Origin of the sequence: Streptomyces hygroscopicus subsp. hygroscopicus, assembly GCF_030269125.1 — a bacterium.
Classification (GTDB): Bacteria; Actinomycetota; Actinomycetes; order Streptomycetales; family Streptomycetaceae; genus Streptomyces; species Streptomyces hygroscopicus_C.
On sequence record NZ_BSSM01000013.1, the window covers coordinates 127,067 to 146,667 of the forward strand.

The window sequence follows — 19,601 nt, forward strand, 5'->3', positions numbered from 1 at the left end:
CGGCAACTCAACGTCACCCCAGGGAGATCTGATGCCCTGACCAACGAGCGCCGCTGCGGGGCGGAAACCCCTGGCGCGGAAGACATATGAAAATGCCTCGGCTGCCGAAGGGGCCTGGTGCCGGGGTCAGCCGGTCGTGGGGGTGGACGCCAGGGCCGGTGTGCTCGGGAGCGTGGCCGCGGTCGCGGTCGCGGTCGGGGTGGCGGTGGGGGTCGGCAGGCCGGTGCCGGGGAGGGACGAGAGCAGCTGGTCGATCAGGGCGGTGGCGGTGGCGACCACCTGGTTCACGTCGGTGACGACCGCCTTCACCAGGGCGTCGACGGCGGCCAGCACATCGCCGAGGAGGTCACGGGCCACCGGCACACCGCGGGCCACGCCCTGGGGGGCGGGGGCGAGCGCGACGGCGGGGGACGCGGACGGCTTGGGGAGTGCCGACTGCGACTCGGACCCCGAGGGGGCGACCGCGGGCACCGAAGGGGCCGCGGGCGCGGTCGGCGTGACGGCGGAGGTCGTGGCGGCGGTCGGCGTGGCGGCGGTCGGCGTGGCGGCGGAGGTCGTGGATGTCGTGGCGGGCGTCGTGGGAGCCGTCGGACCGGTCGGCGTGGCGGCAGCCGTCGGCTCATTGGCCGTCCCCGCCGCCGCGGCCCGCACGAGGGCCTCCTTCGCGGCGTCGCCGAGCCGCTTGGCCTCCGCCGCGGGCAGCCTGCCCTGCGTCAGCGAACGGTCGAGCAGCTCGACGACCGGCTTCGGTACGGAGCCGCTGTGGTCCAGGGCTCTGACCTGGGCGAGAAGTCTCGCGGCGCCGGGCAGGGACGCCTGGGAGGCGGAGGCGTCGGCACCGTCTCGCGCCACGTCGACGGCGACGGCGACCGGACCGGTGATCGCGGCGATGACGGCGGCGCTGAGGGCCGTGGAGGCGAGGCGCCGCGCGGGCAGAGAACGCATGCGGGTTCCTTTCGAGGATGGGCTTCGGGGTCTCAACCCACCGTCAGTTCGCCGCTCACGCCCCGCAACCGCTCGCTACGCCGCGTGCCCCGTCCGGGCCCGTCACTGCCCCGTCCGGGGGAGCGGCGACCGGAACGTGAACCGGTGTGCGCAGGGGACGGACACACAAACCGGCCGCCCCGCCCCGCGACGGATGCGCGGGATGGGCGGCCGGTCGAAGGGTGCGCCCCGGGCGTCAGCCGTTGACGCAGGTGTTGCCGAACGCCGGGTTCAGCAGCCCGACGGCGTCGACGCTGTCACCGCAGACGTTGACCGGGACATGGACCGGGACCTCGATGACATTGCCCGAGACGAAGCCGGGCGAGTTGGCGGCGACGCCGTCCGCGCCGGCGTCGGCGGCGGCGACACCGGCGGCGCCGGCGACGGCCGCGACGGCGGCGGAGGTCAGGACCAGACCCTTCGCGATACGCGACATGGAGAGGTGCTCCTTGGAATAGACACAAACATCCGGGCGGATGCCCGGCGTTGTGTCAACGCGCCGCGCCCCCTGGAGTTGTGCCGCCAAAGGGGTGACGCGTGAGCGGAGGGCTCGCGGCCGCTCCCGCGCCCCGTCCCCGAAGGACCCCCGCACGGGCGCGCGGGGGTCCGGTGCGGCGGGTGCCGGACGCTCGGATTCCGGCACCCGGCGCGTCACCGACGGGCGGCCGTCCGGCCGCGGCGGTACAGCACCGCACCGGCCATGATCAGCGCGGCGCTGGCGGCCGACGTCGCGATCATGGCTTTGGCGTTGCCACCGGTGTGCGGCAGGGTGGGCGGCTCGTCGTGGCCGTACGACCCGGGCGGGGTCGGCTCGTCGCTGCCGTAGGAGGGCGGCGGGGTCGGCTCGTCGCTGCCGTACGACGTGGGCGTGGGAGTCGGGTCGTCGTGACCGTACGACGTGGGAGTCGGGGTCGGGTCGTCGTGACCGTACGACGTGGGCGTGGGAGTCGGGTCGTCATGACCGTACGACACGGGGGTCGGGGTCGGGTCGTCATGACCGTACGACGTGGGAGTCGGCGTCGGGTCGTCATGACCGTACGACGTGGGAGTCGGCGTCGGGTCGTCATGACCGTACGACGTGGGGGTCGGCGTCGGGTCGTCATGACCGTAGGAGTCGTCGCCGTAGCCGGTGGGGCGCGGGGCGGTCGGGTGGGTGGCGCCGATGTTGGCGCAGGTGTTGCCGAACGCGGGGTTCAGCAGCGCGGCCACGTCCACGGAGTTTCCGCAGACGTTGACCGGGACGTGCACCGGGACCTGGATGCTGTTGCCGGACAGCAGGCCCGGTGAGCCCTGGGCCGTGGCCTGCGCGTTGGAGTCGGCGAGCGCGGCCGTGCCGTACAACGAAAGCACGCCGGTCGCGGCCGCTGCTGCCACGACCACGCCCTTGCTGAGGGTCTGTCGCAATCTCGTAGTCTTCCTGCTCGAACTGCTCGAAGATGTGGGAAGGCCGGCCCCGGGACGGAGGATCTACGGATCGACGTTCCGAGGCCGGCCAGGACGCAGCCGGTGGGCTGGTGTGTGCGGTGGGTTCCGGACGTCAGCCGTTGACGCAGGTGTTGCCGACCGCGGGGTTCAGCAGAGCGAACACGTCCACGGAGTTTCCGCACAGGTTGGTCGGAACGTGCACGGGGAACTGGACCACGTCACCGGAGAGCACGCCCGGGGAGTTCGCGGCGACCGCGTCGGCCCCGGAGTCGGCGAAGGCGGGGGCGGCCCCGCCCAGCGCCAGGATGACGCCGGCGACGACGGCAGCGCTCTTCTTCATGAGTTTTTCCCTTCTCTGACGGTCACGCCCCTCTGAGCGGTCGAAACCGAGCGAGCACAGCCTTGAACGGCTCGCACCATGACCGGCAGGTTGCAAAACGAGGGATAGACGGCCGGAGAAACCCAGGAACGCACGTCGGCCCTTAATTCACTCGAACGTCCCCGGCAAATTGGCAGCTTGGCCGAAAGCCGGATAGGCACATTCTTCGAGATGAACGCAGAAAACGTTCGGGCGACGGCACCTGAAATCGGCACGGCGCCCGAACGGGACTCGGGGGACCTGCTCAGTGGTTGGCGGCGCCGTTGCCCGCCAGGACGGAGATGTCGTCCAGGACGTGCGAGAGCGGCTCGTCGTCCTTGGCCTGGGTGGAGTTCTCCGCGCACTGCTGGTTCTGCGGCGAGGACAGGACCGGAAGGTCCTGGACGCCGATGGGGGCGGCACCGCTCAGCGACTGGAGGCTCGCCTTGAAGGGCAGGCCGACGCAGAACTTGTTGAGCGAACCCTGCAACAGGGTGGCCTGCGGGCTCAGGTCTCCGTGGGTCACCTGGTTGCCGAACGACTCATGCGCGCCGTTGCCGCTGAACGACGTCGTGCCCGTGTCGTTGCCGGTGGCGAGCGCCTGGGGGGCCGCCGCCGCCGAGACACCGACGAGGGACGCGGCGACCGCCGCCGCGGCCATTGCCTTCTTCAGCATTTCGCTTCCTTTCCTGGCTCCTCGCCAAGACGCGTCTTCCTGCCCCCGCATCAACCCGGCGGACGCCGAATGGTTGCGGGGCATCACCCGTTCGGATCGTTCGGCGGCACGGGCGAGGTGGAATTCCCATTCATCACACGATGGACCGGAGTGCATCCCGCCGCTTTTATGGGCCGACGGAGTGAACCGGTGCAACCCATTGGCGCGACGGGCAGTTGAAGCAGGTCGCTCCGGTGGACGGGGTTTCTTCAGAAGGGAATGAGTAAGTGATCAAGAAGGTTCTGGCCGCCGCCGCGGTCGCCGCCTCTGTCGTCGGCGCCTCCGCCGCTGCCGCGTCGCCGGCCCTGGCCATCGGCAACGACACGGGCACCGCGTCGTACAGCGGCAACGGCGCCTCCCAGGCGTTCGGCAACTCGGCCACATACGGCAACATGAGTCCCCAGATGGCGCTCATCCAGGGGTCGTTCAACAAGCCCTGCATCGGCCTGCCGGCGAAGCTCAACCTTCAGTCGCTGACCGGCGCCACGCCCATCGGCATCCAGGACGTCCCGATCCTGTCCTCGCCGCAGAACCAGCAGTGCACGGAGAACTCCACCCAGGCCAAGGGCGACGAGCCGCTCTCGCACATCCTGGACGACATCTCCGCGCTCTCCGGCAACGGCACCGGCAACCACTGAGCGACCGAGCCCCACGGCGGCGGGCCACCGGAACACCCGGCGGCCCGCCGCCTCGCCGTGCGGGGGACGATCCCCCGACGGAACGTTCGTCCACTCATCCGATCACGCTGCTCCAAATGGTGCAAAAGCCGCAACCAAGGGCCGTTCGCGGCAGTTGACGAACACGCAGCTCCTCCCCCGGAGCCCGCCGTTCGAAAGGGAAATGAACATGAAGAAGCTGTGGGCAACCGCGGCCGTCGCCGCCTCCATCGCCGGTCTCGCCGGTGCGGCGGCTCCCCAGGCCCTCGCCATCGGTGACGACCACGGCACCACGTCGTTCAGCGGCAACGGCGCCACGTCGTCCTTCGGCAACTCGGCCACCTCCGGCGCCATGAGCCCGCAGCTCTCGCTGGTCCAGGGCTCGCTGAACAAGCCCTGCGTCGGCCTGCCGGCGAAGATCAACGCGCAGTCGCTGATCGGCGCCGCCCCGCTCGGCGTCCAGGACCTTCCGATCCTGTCCTCGCCGCAGAACCAGCAGTGCACGGAGAACTCCACCCAGGCCAAGGGCGACGAGCCGCTCTCGCACATCCTGGACGACATCTCCGCGCTCTCCGGCAACGGCGCCGGCAACGGCTGAGCGACCGAGCCCCAACGGCGGCGGGCCACCGGAACACCCGGTGGCCCGCCGCCTCGCTCTCCCGACGACCGGCTAGGAGACGATGTCCTTGCGGGCGAACCCCCGGAAGGCCAGGGCGAACAGCACGAGGGCGCAGGTGACCGACAGCGAGGCGCCCTGGATCATGCCGGTCCACTCGGCGTGCGGCTGGAACGCGTCGGCCCACGCGAACTGCCAGTGCGCGGGCAGGAAGTCGCGCCAGTGGCCGAGGGCGGTGACCGCGTCCAGGACGTTGCCGACGATGGTCAGCCCGACCGCGCCGCCGACGGCGCCGAGCGGGGCGTCCGTCCGGGTCGACAGCCAGAACGCCAGCCCCGCGGTGACCAGTTGGGACACGAAGACGTACGCCACGGCCACCACGAGCCGCTGCACGGCGGTGCCGCTGTCCAGTTCGCCGCCGGTGGGTATGCGGAGCGGTCCCCAGCCGTAGGCGGCGGTGCCGACGGCGAGGGCGACGAGCGGCAGCAGCACCATCGCGGCGAGGCTCAGGCCGAGGGCCACCACCAGCTTGGACCACAGCAGCCGGGCCCGGGGCACGGGCGCGGCCAGCAGATAGCGCAGCGAGGACCAGTTGGCCTCCGAGGCGACGGTGTCCCCGCAGAACAGGGCGACCGGCACCACCAGCAGGAAGCCGGCCGAGACGAACAGGTTGACCGCGGCGAAGTTGGCCCCGGACGCGGTGGCCGTGTCCATCAGGGTGACCTCGCCGTCGCGCCCCGAGGGGTGGCCGACGGCGAAGGCGACCAACAGCACGAACGGCAGGACGGCGAGGAGCGCGCCCATGACCAGGGTGCGGCGCCGCTTGAGCTGGCGGACCAGCTCCACGCGCAGCGGCAGGGTGCCCCGGGTGCGGTAACCGGAGGCCACCTCGGTGAGCGTGCTCATGCGGCACCTCCGATCAGGGTGAGGAACGCGTCCTCCAGACGGCGGTGCGGGCCGACCGAGGCGACCGGCACCGAAAGCCGCACCAGCTCCACGACCAGCCGCTCGGCGGTACCGCCCGCTTCGAGGCGCACCAGCAGCCCGTCCTCCGTGCGCACCGCGGAGGCGACGTCGGGCAGGGCGGCCACCTTCTCCACGACGGGCTCCTCCACCGGCGCGGCCGTGCCGACGAGCAGGGTGTCGCCGGAGCCGATGATGTCCCGCACCGGTCCGGCCTGGACGAGCCGGCCGTGGTCCATCACCACGAGGTGGGTGCAGGACTGCTCCACCTCGGAGAGGAGGTGGCTGGAGACGATCACGGTGCGCCCGGCGGCCGCGTAGCGGATCATCACCTCGCGCATCTCCCGGATCTGGGGCGGGTCGAGGCCGTTGGTGGGCTCGTCCAGGATGAGCAGGTCGGGCAGGCCCAGCATGGCCTGGGCGATGGCCAGGCGCTGGCGCATGCCCTGGGAGTACGTGCGTACGGCGCGGGCCAGCGCGTCGCCGAGGCCGGCGATCTCCAGGGCCTGGGCCAGGTGGGCGTCCTCGGCGGGCCGGCCGGTGGCCCGCCAGTACAGCTCCAGGTTCTCCCGCCCGGACAGGTGCGGCAGGAAGCCCGCGCCCTCCACGAAGGCGCCGACCCGGGACAGCACCGGGGCGCCGGGGCGGACCGCGTGCCCGAAGACGCGGATCTCGCCCTCGTCCGGGGTGATCAGGCCCATCAGCATGCGCAGGGTGGTGGTCTTGCCCGCGCCGTTGGGCCCCAGCAGACCGAGCACCTGGCCCCGCTCGACGCGGTACGACAGCTCGCGCACCGCGTACCGGTCGGCGGACCCGGCGTACCGCTTGCTCAGGTCCTTGATCACCAGGGGGACCTCGGCCAGTCCGGGGTCGGGCGCGGGGGCGGCCGTACGACGGCGGGCGGTCAGCAGCAGGACGAGGGCGGCGCCCGCGCCGGCGAGCGGCAGCCACCACACCCAGGCGGGCAGCGGGGCCGCGGCGGTGGTCACGGCGGGCGCCGTCGGCACGCTGAGGGCGCTCCGGAGGGCGACGGTGTAGGTGGCCGGGGCGGCCGGTGAGGCGTAGCCGAGGTCGGTGGCGGCGAGGACCAGGCGGAGCCGGTGGCCCTTCTGCACCTCGTGGTCGATCGCCGGGAGGGTGACCGTGACGTCCCTGCCGGTCCTGGCTCCGGTGACCCGGAAGGGGGTGACGAGCTGGGAGGGCAGCACCTGTCGTCCGCCGTCGGGGCCGACGTCGTAGACCTTGCCGAAGAGCACGGCGTCGCCGCTGGTCGAGGTCACATGGATGCGGGCGGTCGGGGTGCCGGTGATCCGGAGGGTGCGGGTCAGCGGCGCGGAGTCGAAGCGGGCGTACTGGCCCGGGAAGTCGAGGGCGGTGCCGAGGCCGAGCGCGGACAGCCGGCCCAGGCCACCCGAGCCGCCGAGGCCGGGCAGCGCGGAGACGGCGGGCGGGGCGGCGCCGGCCGGGTTGGCGAAGCGCTGCTCACGGCCGGACAGGGGCACGTCGTGCCGGTCGGCGCGCAGGCCCGGGTAGGCGTCCGCGCTCGCCCCGCGCAACTGGGCGGTGCCGTTCGTGGAGTCGACGCCTCCGGTGCGGGTGATCCGGAAGGCCGGGCCGGTGCCGGTGCCCCGGTCGCCCTTCAGGTACCGGTCGAACCAGGCGCGCACCCGGTTCTGGACGCGGCCGGTCTCCAGGTCGCCGCCGTCGTGTCCGCCCGCGACCCAGTCGACGTCGACGGGGGCGCCGTTGGCCTTGATGGCGTGCTCGGCGGCGTCGGCCTGGCCGAGTGTGAAGAGCGAGTCGGTCTGGCCCTGCACCAGCAGGGTGGGCACCTCGATGCGGGAGCCGACGGCGGACGGCGAGCGCTCCTGGAGCAGGGCGCGGGCCGCGGCGTCCGGGGTGCCGGAGGCGGCGACCCGGTCGTACATCCGGCACAGCGCGGGCTCGAAGCGGGCGCAGCCGCCGCCCTCGCCGAAGAAGACCCCGGCCCACAGCTTCTTGAACACGCCGTTCGGGAACAGGGCGTCCGCGAGGTTCCAGTAGGTCAGGGCGGGGGCGATGGCGTCCACCCGGTGGTCGTATCCGGCGGCGAGCAGGGAGACCGCGCCGCCGTACGAGCCGCCGGCGATACCCACGCGGGGGTCGCCGGGCCTGTCGAGCCGTACCTGGGGCTGCTCCGCCAGCCAGTCGACGAGCCGGGAGACGTCGGCGACCTCGGTCTTCGGGTCGTTGAGCCCGATCCTGCCGGTGGACCTGCCGAAGCCGCGCGCGGACCAGGTCAGGACCGCGTACCCGTGGCGGGCGAGGTCCTCGGCCTGCCGGCGCAGGTCGTCCTTGCTGCCGCCGAAGCCGTGCGCCAGCAGCACGGCGGGCCGGCGGCCGGCGGGGCCCGCGGTGAAGTACGAGGTGTCCAGGCGCACCCCGCCCGGCATGGCCATCGTCCGGTCGGCGCGGTGCACGGGCGGCGGCCCGCCGGAGGCCGCGGCCGTCCACGTACCGGCACCCGCGAGCACCACGACGGCGGCCGCGGCGGCCACCAGCCGCCGCGGCCCCCTGAGCAGCCCTCGCAGCCGGGCCACACGAAGATCCATGCCTCAACGGTACGGGCCGCCGGTGGCATCCGCCCGGCCCCCCAGGGCTGAACCAGGGCCCCTCCCGAGGGAGTAGGGCCGCGGGTCCCGTACTTCATCCGTGGTAGGACGGCGCGGCCCCCGGTACCGAAGGTGAGGGGGGTACCGGGGGCCGCGCGCGGGTGGAGGGGCTCAGACCTCCTGGGCGTCCTCGGGGACGGACACCAGCCAGCGGGTCTCCTGGCGCGGGCGGAGGTAGAAGGCCCAGTAGAGGGTGGCGGCGACGGTGATGCCACCGGTCCAGATCAGGTAGGAGACCTCCTGCTCGACCAGGATGTAGACCAGGACGGCGATCAGCAGGACCGGCATGACGGGCCACAGCGGCATCCGCCAGGCCCTGCGGGTGCTGTGGTGGCCGCGGCGGGCGAGCAGGGCGGCGACGGCGACCAGCAGGTAGAGCGCGGTGACGGCGACGCCGGTCACGCCGTAGAGCGTGTCCAGGTTGACGAAGCAGAGGAACGCGCCGGGGACGCCCACGATCAGGGTGGCGACCCACGGGGAGCCGAAGCGGCCCAGCTTGGACAGGGCGGTGTTGACCGGCGAGGGCCAGGCCTTGTCGCGGGCGGAGGCGAACAGGACGCGGGAGTTCTGGATGACCATCACGATGCCGGCGTTGATGATCGCCAGGGCGACGCACAGGCTGACGAAGGTGCCGACCGCCGAGTTGCTCCAGGCGATGACCATGTCGCTGATGTTGCCGCCGGTCAGGGTCGTGAGGTCACCGGCGCCCAGGGTGATCGCCGCGACCGGCACCAGGATGACCACGCTGGAGATGGCCAGGGTCGCGAGGACGGTGCGGGCGACGTTGCGGCGCGGGTTCTCCAGTTCCTCGGAGAGGTAGACGGCGGTGGAGAAGCCCTGGGTGGCGAAGAGCGCGATGGCGAGTCCCGACAGGACCATCATCGCCGTCACCGGTTCGACGTGGGCGTGCTCGCCGGCGATCTGGAAGGAGGTGAGGGCGCCGAGACCGCGGTGGGCGTGGGCGAATCCCAGCACGGCGACGACGCCGGCCGCGATGACCTCCAGGACCAGGAAGATGCCGGTGATCCAGGCGTTGGCGCGCAGGTCGAGCAGGCCCGCGAGGGTGGCCGCGATCATCACGCCCGCGCCGGTCCAGGACGGGTCGAGGTGGACGATCGGGGCGAGGTAGTCGGCGGTGCCCATCGCGATGACCGGAGGGACGATCATCACGACGAGGAGCGACATCACGAAGGCCAGCCAGCCGGCCAGCCGTCCGGCCAGGGTGGAGACCATGGCGTACTCGCCGCCCGCGCTGGGGATCAGGGTGCCCAGTTCGGAGTAACAGAAGGCGACCGGGATACAGAGCAGCGCGCCGATGGCCAGACAGATCGCCGTCGCCGTGCCCAGGCTGGAGAACAGGTCGGGCACGATGACGAAGAGCGTGGACGCGGGCGTGACGCACGAGAGGGTGAGCAGGGTGCCGCCGACCACTCCGATGGAGCGCTTGAGCTTCTGGGGGCTGCCGGAGGCCTCGGGGAGGCTCGTCTCGGCAGGGCGGAGCGTGTCGGTCATGCGGCGGAATCCGATCGACTCGTGCGTAAGGGGGTGGGGGCCCGGGAGCGCTATCGCCTCCGGCGGCTCGTCGTCGTACGTCTCTCGTCCGCTCCCTGGCGCCCATAGGGAACCCCGACGAAAACCGCCACGTCAATGGCTGTTTACCTTCGGAATCCGCACCAGGAGCATCTCTCGCCTTGGATCAGATTCGCAGGCGACAAGACCTCATTGATGCATCCAACAAGCCTGTACGCGTTCTGACCTTGCTTTCCATGGTCACTTAGGTTTAACCCCTTCGTCACCCGTTTCATCCGCATGAACGGGAACCGCAGCAGGTGTGTCAAAAAAATGTCAGGCCGTCCGGTATCCGGACGACCTGACAGGGGTGGAGCGGCGGCCTTACCTCACGGTCAGTGGTTGCGCGGGAAGCCGAGGTCCACGCCGGCGGGGGCGTCGGCCGGGTCGGGCCAGCGGGTGGTGATCACCTTGCCGCGGGTGTAGAAGTGCGTGCCGTCGTTGCCGTAGATGTGGTGGTCGCCGAAGAGCGAGTCCTTCCAGCCGCCGAAGGAGTGGTAGCCCACCGGCACCGGGATCGGCACGTTGACGCCGACCATGCCGGCCTCGATCTCCATCTGGAAGCGGCGGGCGGCGCCGCCGTCCCGGGTGAAGATCGCGGTGCCGTTGCCGAACGGCGAGGCGTTCATCAGCGCCACGCCCTCCTCGTACGTGTCCACGCGCAGCACGCACAGCACCGGGCCGAAGATCTCGTCCTGGTACGCCCTGGAGGTCGTCGGCACCTTGTCGAGCAGCGAGATGCCGATCCAGTGACCGTCCTCGTGGCCCTCGACCGTGTAGCCGGTGCCGTCGAGGACCACCTCGGCGCCCTCGGCGGCCGCGCCGGTGACGTAGGAGGCCACCTTGTCGCGGTGGGCGGCGGTGATCAGCGGACCCATCTCGGACGTCGGGTCGTTGCCCGGACCGATCTTGATCTTCTCCGCGCGCTCGCGGATCTTCGCCACCAGCTCGTCACCGACGGAGCCCACCGCGACGACGGCCGAGATCGCCATGCAGCGCTCGCCGGCCGAGCCGTAGGCCGCGGAGACGGCCGCGTCGGCCGCCGCGTCCAGGTCGGCGTCCGGCAGCACCAGCATGTGGTTCTTGGCGCCGCCCAGGGCCTGCACGCGCTTGCCGTTGGCGGAGGCGGTGGCGTGGATGTAGCGGGCGATCGGGGTGGAGCCGACGAAGGAGACGGCCTGCACGTCCGGGTGCTCCAGGAGGCGGTCCACGGCCACCTTGTCGCCGTGCACCACGTTGAACACGCCGTCCGGCAGTCCGGCCTCGGCCAGCAGCTCGGCGATGCGGACGGAGGCCGACGGGTCCTTCTCGCTCGGCTTGAGCACGAAGGTGTTGCCGGTCGCGATGGCGATCGGGAACATCCACATCGGGACCATCGCCGGGAAGTTGAACGGCGTGATGCCCGCGACCACGCCGAGCGGCTGGCGGATCGAGGCCACGTCCACCCGGCTCGCGACCTGGGTGGACAGCTCGCCCTTGAGCTGCACGGTGATGCCGCAGGCCAGGTCCACGATCTCCAGGCCGCGGGCGACCTCGCCGAGCGCGTCGGAGTGCACCTTGCCGTGCTCGGCGGTGATCAGCTCCGCGATCTCGTCGCGGTGCGCGTCCAGCAGCGCGCGGAACGCGAAGAGGATCGTGGTGCGCTGCGCGAGCGAGGACTGGCCCCAGGTCGCGAAGGCGTCCTTCGCGGCGGCGACCGCGGCGTCCACCTCCTCGACCGACGCGAACGCGACCTTGGTGGTCACCGCGCCGGTCGCCGGGTCGGTGACCGGCCCGTACGTGCCCGACGCGCCTTCGACGGTCTTCCCGCCGATCCAGTGGTTGACGATCTTCGTCATGCCCAGAGACTCCTTCTCACAGATGGCGGCGTCGGGTCGAGACGTGCCGTTCGTACTGCTCGCGTGCCGTGACCGCGGGGGTTCGGGTCGCGGTCGCGGCCACAGGAACATCCCACCAGGCCTGCGCCTCGGGCGCGCCCGACACAGTGTCGGACGTTTCGGTCTCGACGTAGACACATGTGGGAGTGTCGGCGGCCCGTGCCTCGGCGAGCGCCGCGCGCAGCTCCCCCGCGGTCCCCGCCCGCAGCACCCGCATACCCAGGCTGGCCGCGTTGGCCGCGAGGTCGACGGGCAGCGGCGCACCGCTGTACGCCCCCTCCTCGTTCCTGAACCGGTACGCGGTGCCGAACCGCTCGCCGCCCACCGACTCCGAGAGACCGCCGATCGACGCGTACCCGTGGTTCTGCACCAGGAGCACCTTGATCGCGATGCCCTCCTGCACGGCGGTCACCAGCTCCGTCGGCATCATCAGATAGGTACCGTCCCCGACCAGCGCCCACACGTTCCGCTCGGGCGCCGCCAGTTTCACGCCGAGGGCGGCCGGGATCTCGTAGCCCATGCAGGAGTAGCCGTACTCCAGGTGGTACTGGTCGGCCGACCGCGCCCGCCACAGCTTGTGCAGGTCGCCGGGGAGCGACCCGGCCGCGTTGACCACGATGTCCGACTCGTCCACCAGGGCGTCGAGGGCGCCGATGACCTGCGGCTGCGTCGGCCGGGCGGTCGGCTCCGCCGCGAAACAGGCGTCCACCCGCCGCTCCCAGCGCTCCTTGCCCCGCGTGTACTCGTCGACGTACGCGCCGTCCGCCCGGTACGCGGCCAGCGCCCCGGTCAGCTCTTCCAGCCCCGTGCGGGCGTCCGCGACCAGGGGCAGCGCGGCCAGTTTGTGGGCGTCGTACGGCGCGATGTTGAGGTGCACGAAGCGCGCCTCCGGGTGCCGGAAGAGGGTGCCGGAGGCGGTGGTGAAGTCGGTGAAGCGGGTGCCGACGCCGATCACCAGGTCCGCGGTGCGCGCCAGTTCGTCGGCGGTCGCGGTGCCGGTGTGGCCGATCCCGCCGACGTCCTGCGGATGGTCGTAGCGCAGGGAGCCCTTGCCCGCCTGGGTGGAGGCGACGGGGATGCCGGTCGCCGAGGCGAACGCGGCGAGGGCCGCCTCGGCGCGGCTGTGGTGGACGCCGCCGCCCGCGACGACGAGGGGCCGGCGCGCCACCCGCACCGCCCGTGCCGCGCGGGCCAGCTCGACCGGGTCCGCGCCCGGTCGCCGTACGGTCCACACCCGCTCGGCGAAGAACTCCTCGGGCCAGTCGTACGCCTCCGCCTGCACGTCCTGCGGCAGCGCGAGGGTGACGGCGCCGGTCTCGACGGGGTCGGTGAGCACCCGCATGGCCTGCAGGGCGGCCGGGACCAGCGCCTCCGGGCGGGTGATCCGGTCGAAGTAGCGGGACACCGGGCGCAGCGTGTCGTTGACCGAGACGTCACCCGCGTACGGCACCTCCAGCTGCTGGAGCACCGGGTCGGCGGGGCGGGTGGCGAACACGTCGCCGGGGAGGAGGAGGACGGGGAGGTGGTTGACGGTGGCGAGGGCGGCGCCGGTGACGAGGTTGGTGGCGCCGGGGCCGATCGACGTCGTCACCGCGTGCGTGGCGAGGCGGCCCGACTGGCGGGCGTAGCCGACGGCCGCGTGCACCATGGACTGCTCGTTGCGGCCCTGGTGGTACGGCATCACGCCCGCGTACTCGACCAGCGCCTGCCCGATCCCCGCGACATTGCCGTGGCCGAAGATGCCCCAGGTGGCGCCGATCAACCGCCGTCGCTCGCCGTCGCGTTCGGAGTACTGGACGGCGAGGAAGCGGACGAGCGCCTGGGCGACGGTCAGCCGGATCGTCATCGGTAGCCCCCGGTGGTCTCGGTGTGGTCGGGGTGGAAGCGGATCCGCCACTCCCGCGTCCTGCCGGGCCCGGCCATGACGTTCAGGTAGTACATGGCGTGACCGGGCTGGGCGATGGAGGGGCCGTGCCAGCCGTCGGGGACGAGGACGGCGTCGCCGGAGCGGACCTCGGCGAGCACGTCGGCGCCGCCCTCGCGCGAGGGGAACACCCGCTGGTAGCCGAGGCCGTTCGGACCGTCGATCTCGAAGTAGTAGATCTCCTCCAGCACGCACTCCTCGCCCGGCCGGCGCTCGTCGTGCTTGTGCGGCGGGTACGAGGACCAGTTGCCGCCGGGGGTGAGGACCTCGACGGCGATGAGCCGGTCGCAGTCGAAGGCGTCGGCGGAGGCGAAGTTGCGCACCTGGCGGGCGCAGGTGCCGCTGCCGCGCCGCTCGACGGGGACCTCCGGCGCGGGGCCGTAGCGGGCGGGGAGTCGTCGCTCGCACTTCGCTCCTGCCAGGGCGAAGCGGCCTCCCGCGCCGGAGGCGATCTGGACCCGGGCGTCCCGGGGTGCGTACGCGAAGTCCGAGGCCCCCGCGAACACGCTGTCCCGACCCAGGAGTTGGAACTCGCTTTCCTCGATTCGAACGGTACATCCGCCTTCCAGCGGAAGCACGATCCACTCACTGTTCCCGGTGATGAACGTATGGCTACGACCGGGGGACAACTCGACGATACGCAGACCGCTGTACGTCCACCCGGCGCGCTTCGGATCGATGTCGAGCGCGTACTCGGCGCTCGCGGTGGTGCCCCGGGGCAGATACAGGTCGGTGCTGGTCATACCACCCTCACAGCAGTCGTACGGCGGTGTCCACGGCGGCGGCCACATCGCCGTCCGCCGGGTACAGCAGCGAGCGGCCGGCCACCAGGCCGCGCACGGTGGGGAGTCGCAGCGCGCCGCGCCACTTCTCGTGGGCGGCGACCCGGTCGCCGGGCGCGTCGCCTATGTCGCCGCCGAGCAGGACGGCGGGGAGGGTGGAGGTCCGCATGACCTCGGCCATGTCGTCGGGGTTCTCGGTGACCGGGACCTTCAGCCAGGTGTAGGCCGAACTGCCGCCGAGGCCCGAGGCGATGGCGATGGCGCGGGTGACGGCCTCGGCGGAGAGGTCGTTGACGAGGGCACCCTCGGGGGTGCGGCGGCTGATGAACGGCTCGACGAAGACCGGGAGCCGGCGTTCGGCCATGGCGTCGACGGCGCGGGCGGCGGACTCCAGGGTGGCCAGGGAGCCCGGGTCGGTGTAGTCGAGGCGCAGCAGCAGCTTGCCGGCGTCGAAGCCGAGGCGGTCGATGTCCTCGGGGCGGTGGCCGGTGAAGCGGTCGTCCAGTTCGAAGCCGGCGCCCTGGAGTCCGCCGCGGTTCATCGAGCCCATGACGACCTTGTGCTCCAGGGCGCCGAGCAGCAGCAGGTCGTCCAGGATGTCGGCGGTGGCGAGGACGCCGTCGACGCCGGGCCGCGACAGCGCGAGGCACAGGCGTTCGAGGAGGTCGGCGCGGTTGGCCATGGCGAGGGCCCGGTCGCCGACGCCGAGGGCGCCGCGGGCGGGGTGGTCGGCGGCGACGATCATCAGCCGGCCGCTGTCGTCCAGCAGCGGGCGGCGCCGGCGGCGGGCGGCGGCCTCGGCGATGGCCTCGGGGTTCCGGGCGCGGACGCGGACCAGGTCGGCGACGTCGACGCGGGGCGGGCTGCCGGCGCGGCCCGTGCTCACCGCACGGCTCCGGCGGCGAGTACGGCGGCCACCTCGTCCGGGCCGGGCATCGCGGAGGAGCACTCCAGGCGGGAGGCGACGATGGCGCCGGCCGCGTTGGCGTGGCGCATGGTGGTCTCCAGGTCCCAGCCGGCCAGCAGCCCGTGGCACAGGGAGCCACCGAACGCGTCGCCCGCGCCGAGTCCGTTGAGGACGGTGACGGGGAGCGGGGGCACTTCGACGGACTCGCCTTCGGCGCTGACCGCGAGGACGCCCTTGGGGCCCTGTTTCACCACGGCGAGCCGCACGCCCGCGTCCAGCAACGCCCGTGCGGCGGCGTGGGGTTCGCGCACCCCGGTGGCGATCTCCACCTCGTCCAGGTTGCCGACGGCGACGGTGGTGTGGCGCAGCGCCTCGGCGTAGAAGGGGCGGGCGGTGTCCGGGTCGCGCCAGAACATCGGGCGCCAGTCGAGGTCGAACACGGTGGTGCCGGACCTGTCCCGGTGGGCGAGGGCGGTGAGGGTCGCGGTACGGCTCGGTTCCTCGCTGAGCCCGGTGCCGGTCACCCAGAAGACCCGGGCCGCGCGGATCGCGTCGAGGTTCAGCTCGCCGGCCTCGATCTCCAGGTCGGGGGCCTTGGGCTGCCGGTAGAAGTACAGCGGGAAGTCGTCGGGCGGGAAGACCTCGCAGAAGGTGACGGGGGTCGGGAGCCCGGACACGGAGGTGACCCAGCGGTCGTCGACGCCGAACGCGCGCAACGCGTCGTGCAGGTAGGCGCCGAACGGGTCGTCACCGGTACGGGTGATCACGGCGGCGGTGCGTCCGAGCCGGGCCGCGGCCACCGCGACGTTGGTCGCCGACCCCCCGAGGAACTTCCCGAAGGTCGTCACCCGCGCGAGCGGAACCCCGGCCTGCAACGGATACAGATCCACTCCGATCCGCCCCATGGTGATCAGGTCGTACCCCATCGACTCCCCTTCATCACGCCTCCCCGGCTTTGTAGTCCTGCCCACGATCGCTGTCAATATTTTGTCCGGACATTCGGACGATGGGGGGGTGGTGGCACGGCCGGTCGATCGTGGCCGGGTTCAGCGGGGCGGCGGCGATCGGCGGCGGGATCCGGAGGCGGCCGGCAGGACAGCGGGGCGCGGAACGCCGCGGGCCCGGCCACGGCGGAGCCGGTCGCCACGCCGGCCCACCCATGCCCCGCCCCGACGCCGGCCACACCCGCGCCCGCGGGGCGCTTTGCCGCAGACGTGTCACAAAGAACTCGCCTCTGTCACACATGTCGCGCGTACGCGGGCGCTGCGTCACACCCGGACGACAGGGGCTGACCGTTGGTCACGGTGCGTCGTTGTCCGGGCGCAGGCTTGGTGATCGCCAGCACAGCGCCCGGCTCCACCGACGGCCGTCCCCGGCCGCCGCCGCGGCGCGCGCAGGGAGGTGCAGCTCATGACCGACCGCAGGCTCTGGTCGTACAAGGAGATCGCGGCGCACATCAAGGTGCAGCCGGACACCGTGCGGTCGTACCGCAAACACGGGTTGCTGCCCCCACCGGACCATGTGGAGGGCGGCAAGCCCTACTGGTACGCCGACACCGTCCGCGCCTGGGTCGCCGCCCGGCCGAGCAGCCGCGGGCGGCGCCCCGACTGACGTCCCGCCGCCCGCGGGGGCGTCACGCCCACGGCTCGACGACCGTCACCCCGGCCCCCGGCGCCTTCCCCATCGCCGCGAGGGCCGCCGGGGCCGCGTCGAGCGGGATCGTGGACGTCACCAGGAGGTCGGGACGCAGGACGCCGGAGCGGACCAGGCCCAGCATGCCGGGGTAGGTGTGCGCGGCCATGCCGTGGCTGCCCAGGAGTTCGAGCTCCAGCGCGATCGCGCGGGCCATCGGCACCGGGGTCGTACCGTCGGCCGAGGGCAGCAGTCCGACCTGGACGTGCCGGCCCCGGCGGCGCAGGGAGCCGACGGACGCGGCGCAGGTGACGGGCGAACCGAGCGCGTCCAGCGAGAGATGGGCACCGCCGTCGGTCAGTTCCCGCACCGCCGCGGCCGTGTCGGGCACCGCACGCGCGTCCAGGCAGTGCGCCGCCCCGAACGTCCGCGCCAGTTCCAGCGCCCCCGGCGAGATGTCGACGGCGACCACCCGCGCCCCGGCCGCCGCCGCGATCATCACCGCGGACAGGCCGACCCCGCCGCAGCCGTGCACCGCGACCCACTCCCCGGCCGCGGCCCGCCCCTGCTGCACCACGGCGCGGAAGGCCGTGGCGAAGCGGCAGCCGAGACCCGCGGCGGTGCCGTACGCCATGCCGTCCGGGATCGCCACGAGGTTCACGTCCGCGTGGTCGAGGGCGACGTACTCGGCGAAGGAGCCCCAGTGGCTGAAGCCGGGCTGGGTCTGCCGTTCGCACACCTGCTGGTCGCCCGCCGCGCAGGCCGGGCAGCCACCGCAGGCGCACACGAACGGCACGGTGACCCGGTCGCCGGGCCGCCAGCCGGTCACCCGGGTGCCCACCGCCTCGACCACACCGGCGAGTTCGTGTCCGGGCACGTGCGGCAGCACGATGTCGGCGTCGTGGCCCATCCAGCCGTGCCAGTCGCTGCGGCACAGCCCGGTCGCCTCGACCCGGACCACGACCCCGTGCTCCGCGGGCGCCGGGTCGGGCACCTCCCGCACCTCGGCCGGCTTCCCGAACTCCTCGAACAGCACCGCTCTCATGCGCCCACCTTTTCACGCCACCGCGGACCGCCACCGTCGGGCCGTCACGCGTACGGCGCACGAGGACGGCGACGGACCGGCACATCTGCCTAAGGTGCGGAGGAATCACCCGGGAGACACCCGGCGCGTCACCGGTGATCCGCCCTTGCCCGCAGCCCGAGGGGACGACCCACGTGAGCCACCCCCCGCCGCCCGGCACACCCAAGGCCCGCATCCCCCACCCGCAGCAGCCCCCGCCGCCGTACCCCCGCATCGGCGCGGGCCTGTGGAAGCGCTGCCTGGGCGGTGGGCTCGCGGTGTGGGCAGCGACCGCGGTGCTGGCCCTCGCGACCCGCAGCACGGCCGCGCTGCCGGTGCCCGTCCTGCTCGGCGGTTTCCTGGTGCCCGTGGTCTTCGTGCTGTGGGCGTACGAGCGGCACGGCCGGGACCTCGGCGTCAGCGCGGTCCTCGGCTGCTTCCTCGCGGGCGGCGCGCTCGGCGTGCTCGGCGCCTCGCTCGCCGCGTCGGACGTGCCGCACCCCTCCCCCGGCCGGTTCCTGACCACCGCCCTGGCCGAGGAGGTGGCCAAGCTGGGCGCGCTGGCGTTCGCGCTGCGCCGGCAGCCGGCCGTGCACGGCATGCGGGCCGGACTGGTGCTCGGCGCGGCCGTCGGTGTCGGCTTCGCGGCGCTGGAGAGCACCGGCCACGCCCTCGACGCCGCCCTCTCCGCCCCGGACCTCTGGGGGCAGTTGGAGACGGAGCTGGCGCGCGGGCTGCTCGCCCCCTTGGGACAGGGCCTGTGGACCGCGATCGGGGGCGGTGTGCTGCTCGCGCTGCGCCGCCCGGACGGGCGCTTGCGGTACGCCCCGCCGGTGGTCGCCGCGTGCGTGGGCGCCGCCCTGCTGCACGCCCTCGCGGACACGGCGCGGGGCGTCGCGCCCTGGCTGGTCGTACGGCTCACCGGCCGGGGCGTGGAGCCCGGACTGTTCGCGCCCGGGTACCCGCCCCAGCCGAGCGCCTCGCAGCAGCATCTGCTCACGCTGGTCGCGACCCTCGGCCCCGCCCTCGTCGCACTGGCCGCCCTCGCCTGGGCGCTGTCACTCACCCGACGGAATCCGCCTTGGAAAAATACCCCCTAGGGGTATACTCTGAGGAGAGTGGGGGGAAGCATCGGGAACACCACCGGCCCCACAGCCACGACGAGGAGAACGACATGAGCGCCCAGACCGACACTTCGGCCTCCGTCACCACCGTCTACCAGGTCACCGGCATGAGCTGCGGCCACTGCGAGGGGTCCGTCTCCGCCGAGATCTCCCAGCTCCCCGGCGTCACCTCGGTGAAGGCCGTCGCATCGAGCGGCGAGGTGACCGTCGTCTCCGCGGCCCCGCTGGACGACGAGGCCGTCCGCGCCGCCGTGGACGAGGCCGGCTTCGAGCTGGCCGGCAAGGCCTGAGCACCACCCTTCCACAGCCCCGACCGGCCGCGCCGACCAGCTGATACTGGCTCCGCGCGCCCCGG

At 72.9% G+C, this 19,601-nt stretch carries 19 protein-coding genes; 5 read left to right on the forward strand and 14 right to left on the reverse strand.

Annotation, left to right across the window (positions count from 1 at the left end):
* Positions 1-126: 126 nt before the first annotated feature.
* From QSK45_RS26800 to QSK45_RS26820, 5 genes are all read right to left on the reverse strand, one after another.
* The gene (locus tag QSK45_RS26800; protein WP_285561271.1) at positions 127-945 is read right to left on the reverse strand and encodes a hypothetical protein; all 819 of its coding nucleotides are present in this window, start codon (positions 943-945) and stop codon (positions 127-129) included.
* A gap of 235 nt (positions 946-1,180) precedes the next feature.
* Complete coding sequence (locus QSK45_RS26805; protein ID WP_285561273.1) at positions 1,181-1,420, reverse strand: chaplin; 240 nt, start codon at positions 1,418-1,420, stop codon at positions 1,181-1,183.
* Positions 1,421-1,635: 215 nt separating this feature from the next.
* Positions 1,636-2,388, reverse strand: coding sequence for a chaplin family protein (locus tag QSK45_RS26810; protein ID WP_285561275.1), 753 nt, complete (start codon positions 2,386-2,388; stop codon positions 1,636-1,638).
* Positions 2,389-2,521: 133 nt separating this feature from the next.
* On the reverse strand, positions 2,522-2,749 hold the full coding sequence (locus QSK45_RS26815; protein WP_285561276.1) for a chaplin: 228 nt from the start codon (positions 2,747-2,749) through the stop codon (positions 2,522-2,524).
* Positions 2,750-3,032: 283 nt separating this feature from the next.
* A complete protein-coding gene (locus tag QSK45_RS26820) occupies positions 3,033-3,443 on the reverse strand; it encodes a rodlin (RefSeq protein ID WP_285561277.1) in 411 nt (136 codons plus the stop codon).
* A gap of 266 nt (positions 3,444-3,709) precedes the next feature.
* On the opposite strand from QSK45_RS26820, the gene QSK45_RS26825 reads away from it, so the two are divergent.
* Positions 3,710-4,120 carry a rodlin gene (locus QSK45_RS26825; protein ID WP_285561278.1) on the forward strand — a complete coding sequence of 137 codons (411 nt, stop codon included), beginning with the start codon at positions 3,710-3,712 and terminating at the stop codon, positions 4,118-4,120.
* 208 nt (positions 4,121-4,328) lie between these two features.
* The gene (locus QSK45_RS26830) at positions 4,329-4,736 is read left to right on the forward strand and encodes a rodlin (protein ID WP_285561280.1); all 408 of its coding nucleotides are present in this window, start codon (positions 4,329-4,331) and stop codon (positions 4,734-4,736) included.
* A 72-nt stretch (positions 4,737-4,808) separates the two neighbouring features.
* On the opposite strand, the gene QSK45_RS26835 is transcribed toward QSK45_RS26830, so the two are convergent.
* The 8 genes from QSK45_RS26835 to iolC all read right to left on the reverse strand — a co-directional run bounded on the left by QSK45_RS26835 (position 4,809) and on the right by iolC (position 16,353).
* Positions 4,809-5,660: an ABC transporter permease gene (locus tag QSK45_RS26835; RefSeq protein ID WP_285561282.1), complete on the reverse strand. Its 852-nt coding sequence runs from the start codon at positions 5,658-5,660 to the stop codon at positions 4,809-4,811.
* Positions 5,657-8,308, reverse strand: a complete 2,652-nt coding sequence (locus QSK45_RS26840; protein ID WP_285561284.1) for an alpha/beta fold hydrolase — start codon at positions 8,306-8,308, stop codon at positions 5,657-5,659. Before QSK45_RS26840 ends, QSK45_RS26835 begins: the two co-directional genes overlap by 4 nt.
* A 171-nt stretch (positions 8,309-8,479) precedes the next feature.
* Positions 8,480-9,880 carry an APC family permease gene (locus tag QSK45_RS26845; protein WP_285561286.1) on the reverse strand — a complete coding sequence of 467 codons (1,401 nt, stop codon included), beginning with the start codon at positions 9,878-9,880 and terminating at the stop codon, positions 8,480-8,482.
* A gap of 392 nt (positions 9,881-10,272) precedes the next feature.
* Positions 10,273-11,775 (reverse strand): CoA-acylating methylmalonate-semialdehyde dehydrogenase, encoded by a 1,503-nt coding sequence (mmsA, locus tag QSK45_RS26850; RefSeq protein ID WP_285561288.1) that lies wholly within the window; start codon positions 11,773-11,775, stop codon positions 10,273-10,275.
* Positions 11,776-11,791: 16 nt separating this feature from the next.
* A complete protein-coding gene (iolD, locus tag QSK45_RS26855) occupies positions 11,792-13,660 on the reverse strand; it encodes a 3D-(3,5/4)-trihydroxycyclohexane-1,2-dione acylhydrolase (decyclizing) (RefSeq protein ID WP_285561290.1) in 1,869 nt (622 codons plus the stop codon).
* On the reverse strand, positions 13,657-14,481 hold the full coding sequence (iolB, locus tag QSK45_RS26860; RefSeq protein ID WP_285561292.1) for a 5-deoxy-glucuronate isomerase: 825 nt from the start codon (positions 14,479-14,481) through the stop codon (positions 13,657-13,659). Before iolB ends, iolD begins: the two co-directional genes overlap by 4 nt.
* A 7-nt stretch (positions 14,482-14,488) precedes the next feature.
* Positions 14,489-15,406 (reverse strand): Cgl0159 family (beta/alpha)8-fold protein, encoded by a 918-nt coding sequence (locus tag QSK45_RS26865; protein WP_285561293.1) that lies wholly within the window; start codon positions 15,404-15,406, stop codon positions 14,489-14,491.
* Positions 15,403-16,353, reverse strand: coding sequence for a 5-dehydro-2-deoxygluconokinase (gene iolC / locus QSK45_RS26870; protein ID WP_285561295.1), 951 nt, complete (start codon positions 16,351-16,353; stop codon positions 15,403-15,405). Before iolC ends, QSK45_RS26865 begins: the two co-directional genes overlap by 4 nt.
* Positions 16,354-16,837: 484 nt before the next feature.
* On the opposite strand from iolC, the gene QSK45_RS26875 reads away from it, so the two are divergent.
* Positions 16,838-17,038 (forward strand): helix-turn-helix transcriptional regulator, encoded by a 201-nt coding sequence (locus QSK45_RS26875; protein WP_085564809.1) that lies wholly within the window; start codon positions 16,838-16,840, stop codon positions 17,036-17,038.
* 22 nt (positions 17,039-17,060) lie between these two features.
* On the opposite strand, the gene QSK45_RS26880 is transcribed toward QSK45_RS26875, so the two are convergent.
* The gene (locus QSK45_RS26880; protein WP_285561299.1) at positions 17,061-18,104 is read right to left on the reverse strand and encodes a zinc-dependent alcohol dehydrogenase family protein; all 1,044 of its coding nucleotides are present in this window, start codon (positions 18,102-18,104) and stop codon (positions 17,061-17,063) included.
* Positions 18,105-18,277: 173 nt separating this feature from the next.
* On the opposite strand from QSK45_RS26880, the gene QSK45_RS26885 reads away from it, so the two are divergent.
* Entirely contained in the window at positions 18,278-19,222 is a 945-nt protein-coding gene (locus QSK45_RS26885; protein ID WP_285561300.1) for a PrsW family glutamic-type intramembrane protease, read from the forward strand.
* 74 nt (positions 19,223-19,296) lie between these two features.
* Positions 19,297-19,536 (forward strand): heavy-metal-associated domain-containing protein, encoded by a 240-nt coding sequence (locus QSK45_RS26890; RefSeq protein WP_285561302.1) that lies wholly within the window; start codon positions 19,297-19,299, stop codon positions 19,534-19,536.
* The last annotated feature ends 65 nt before the right edge of the window (positions 19,537-19,601 follow it).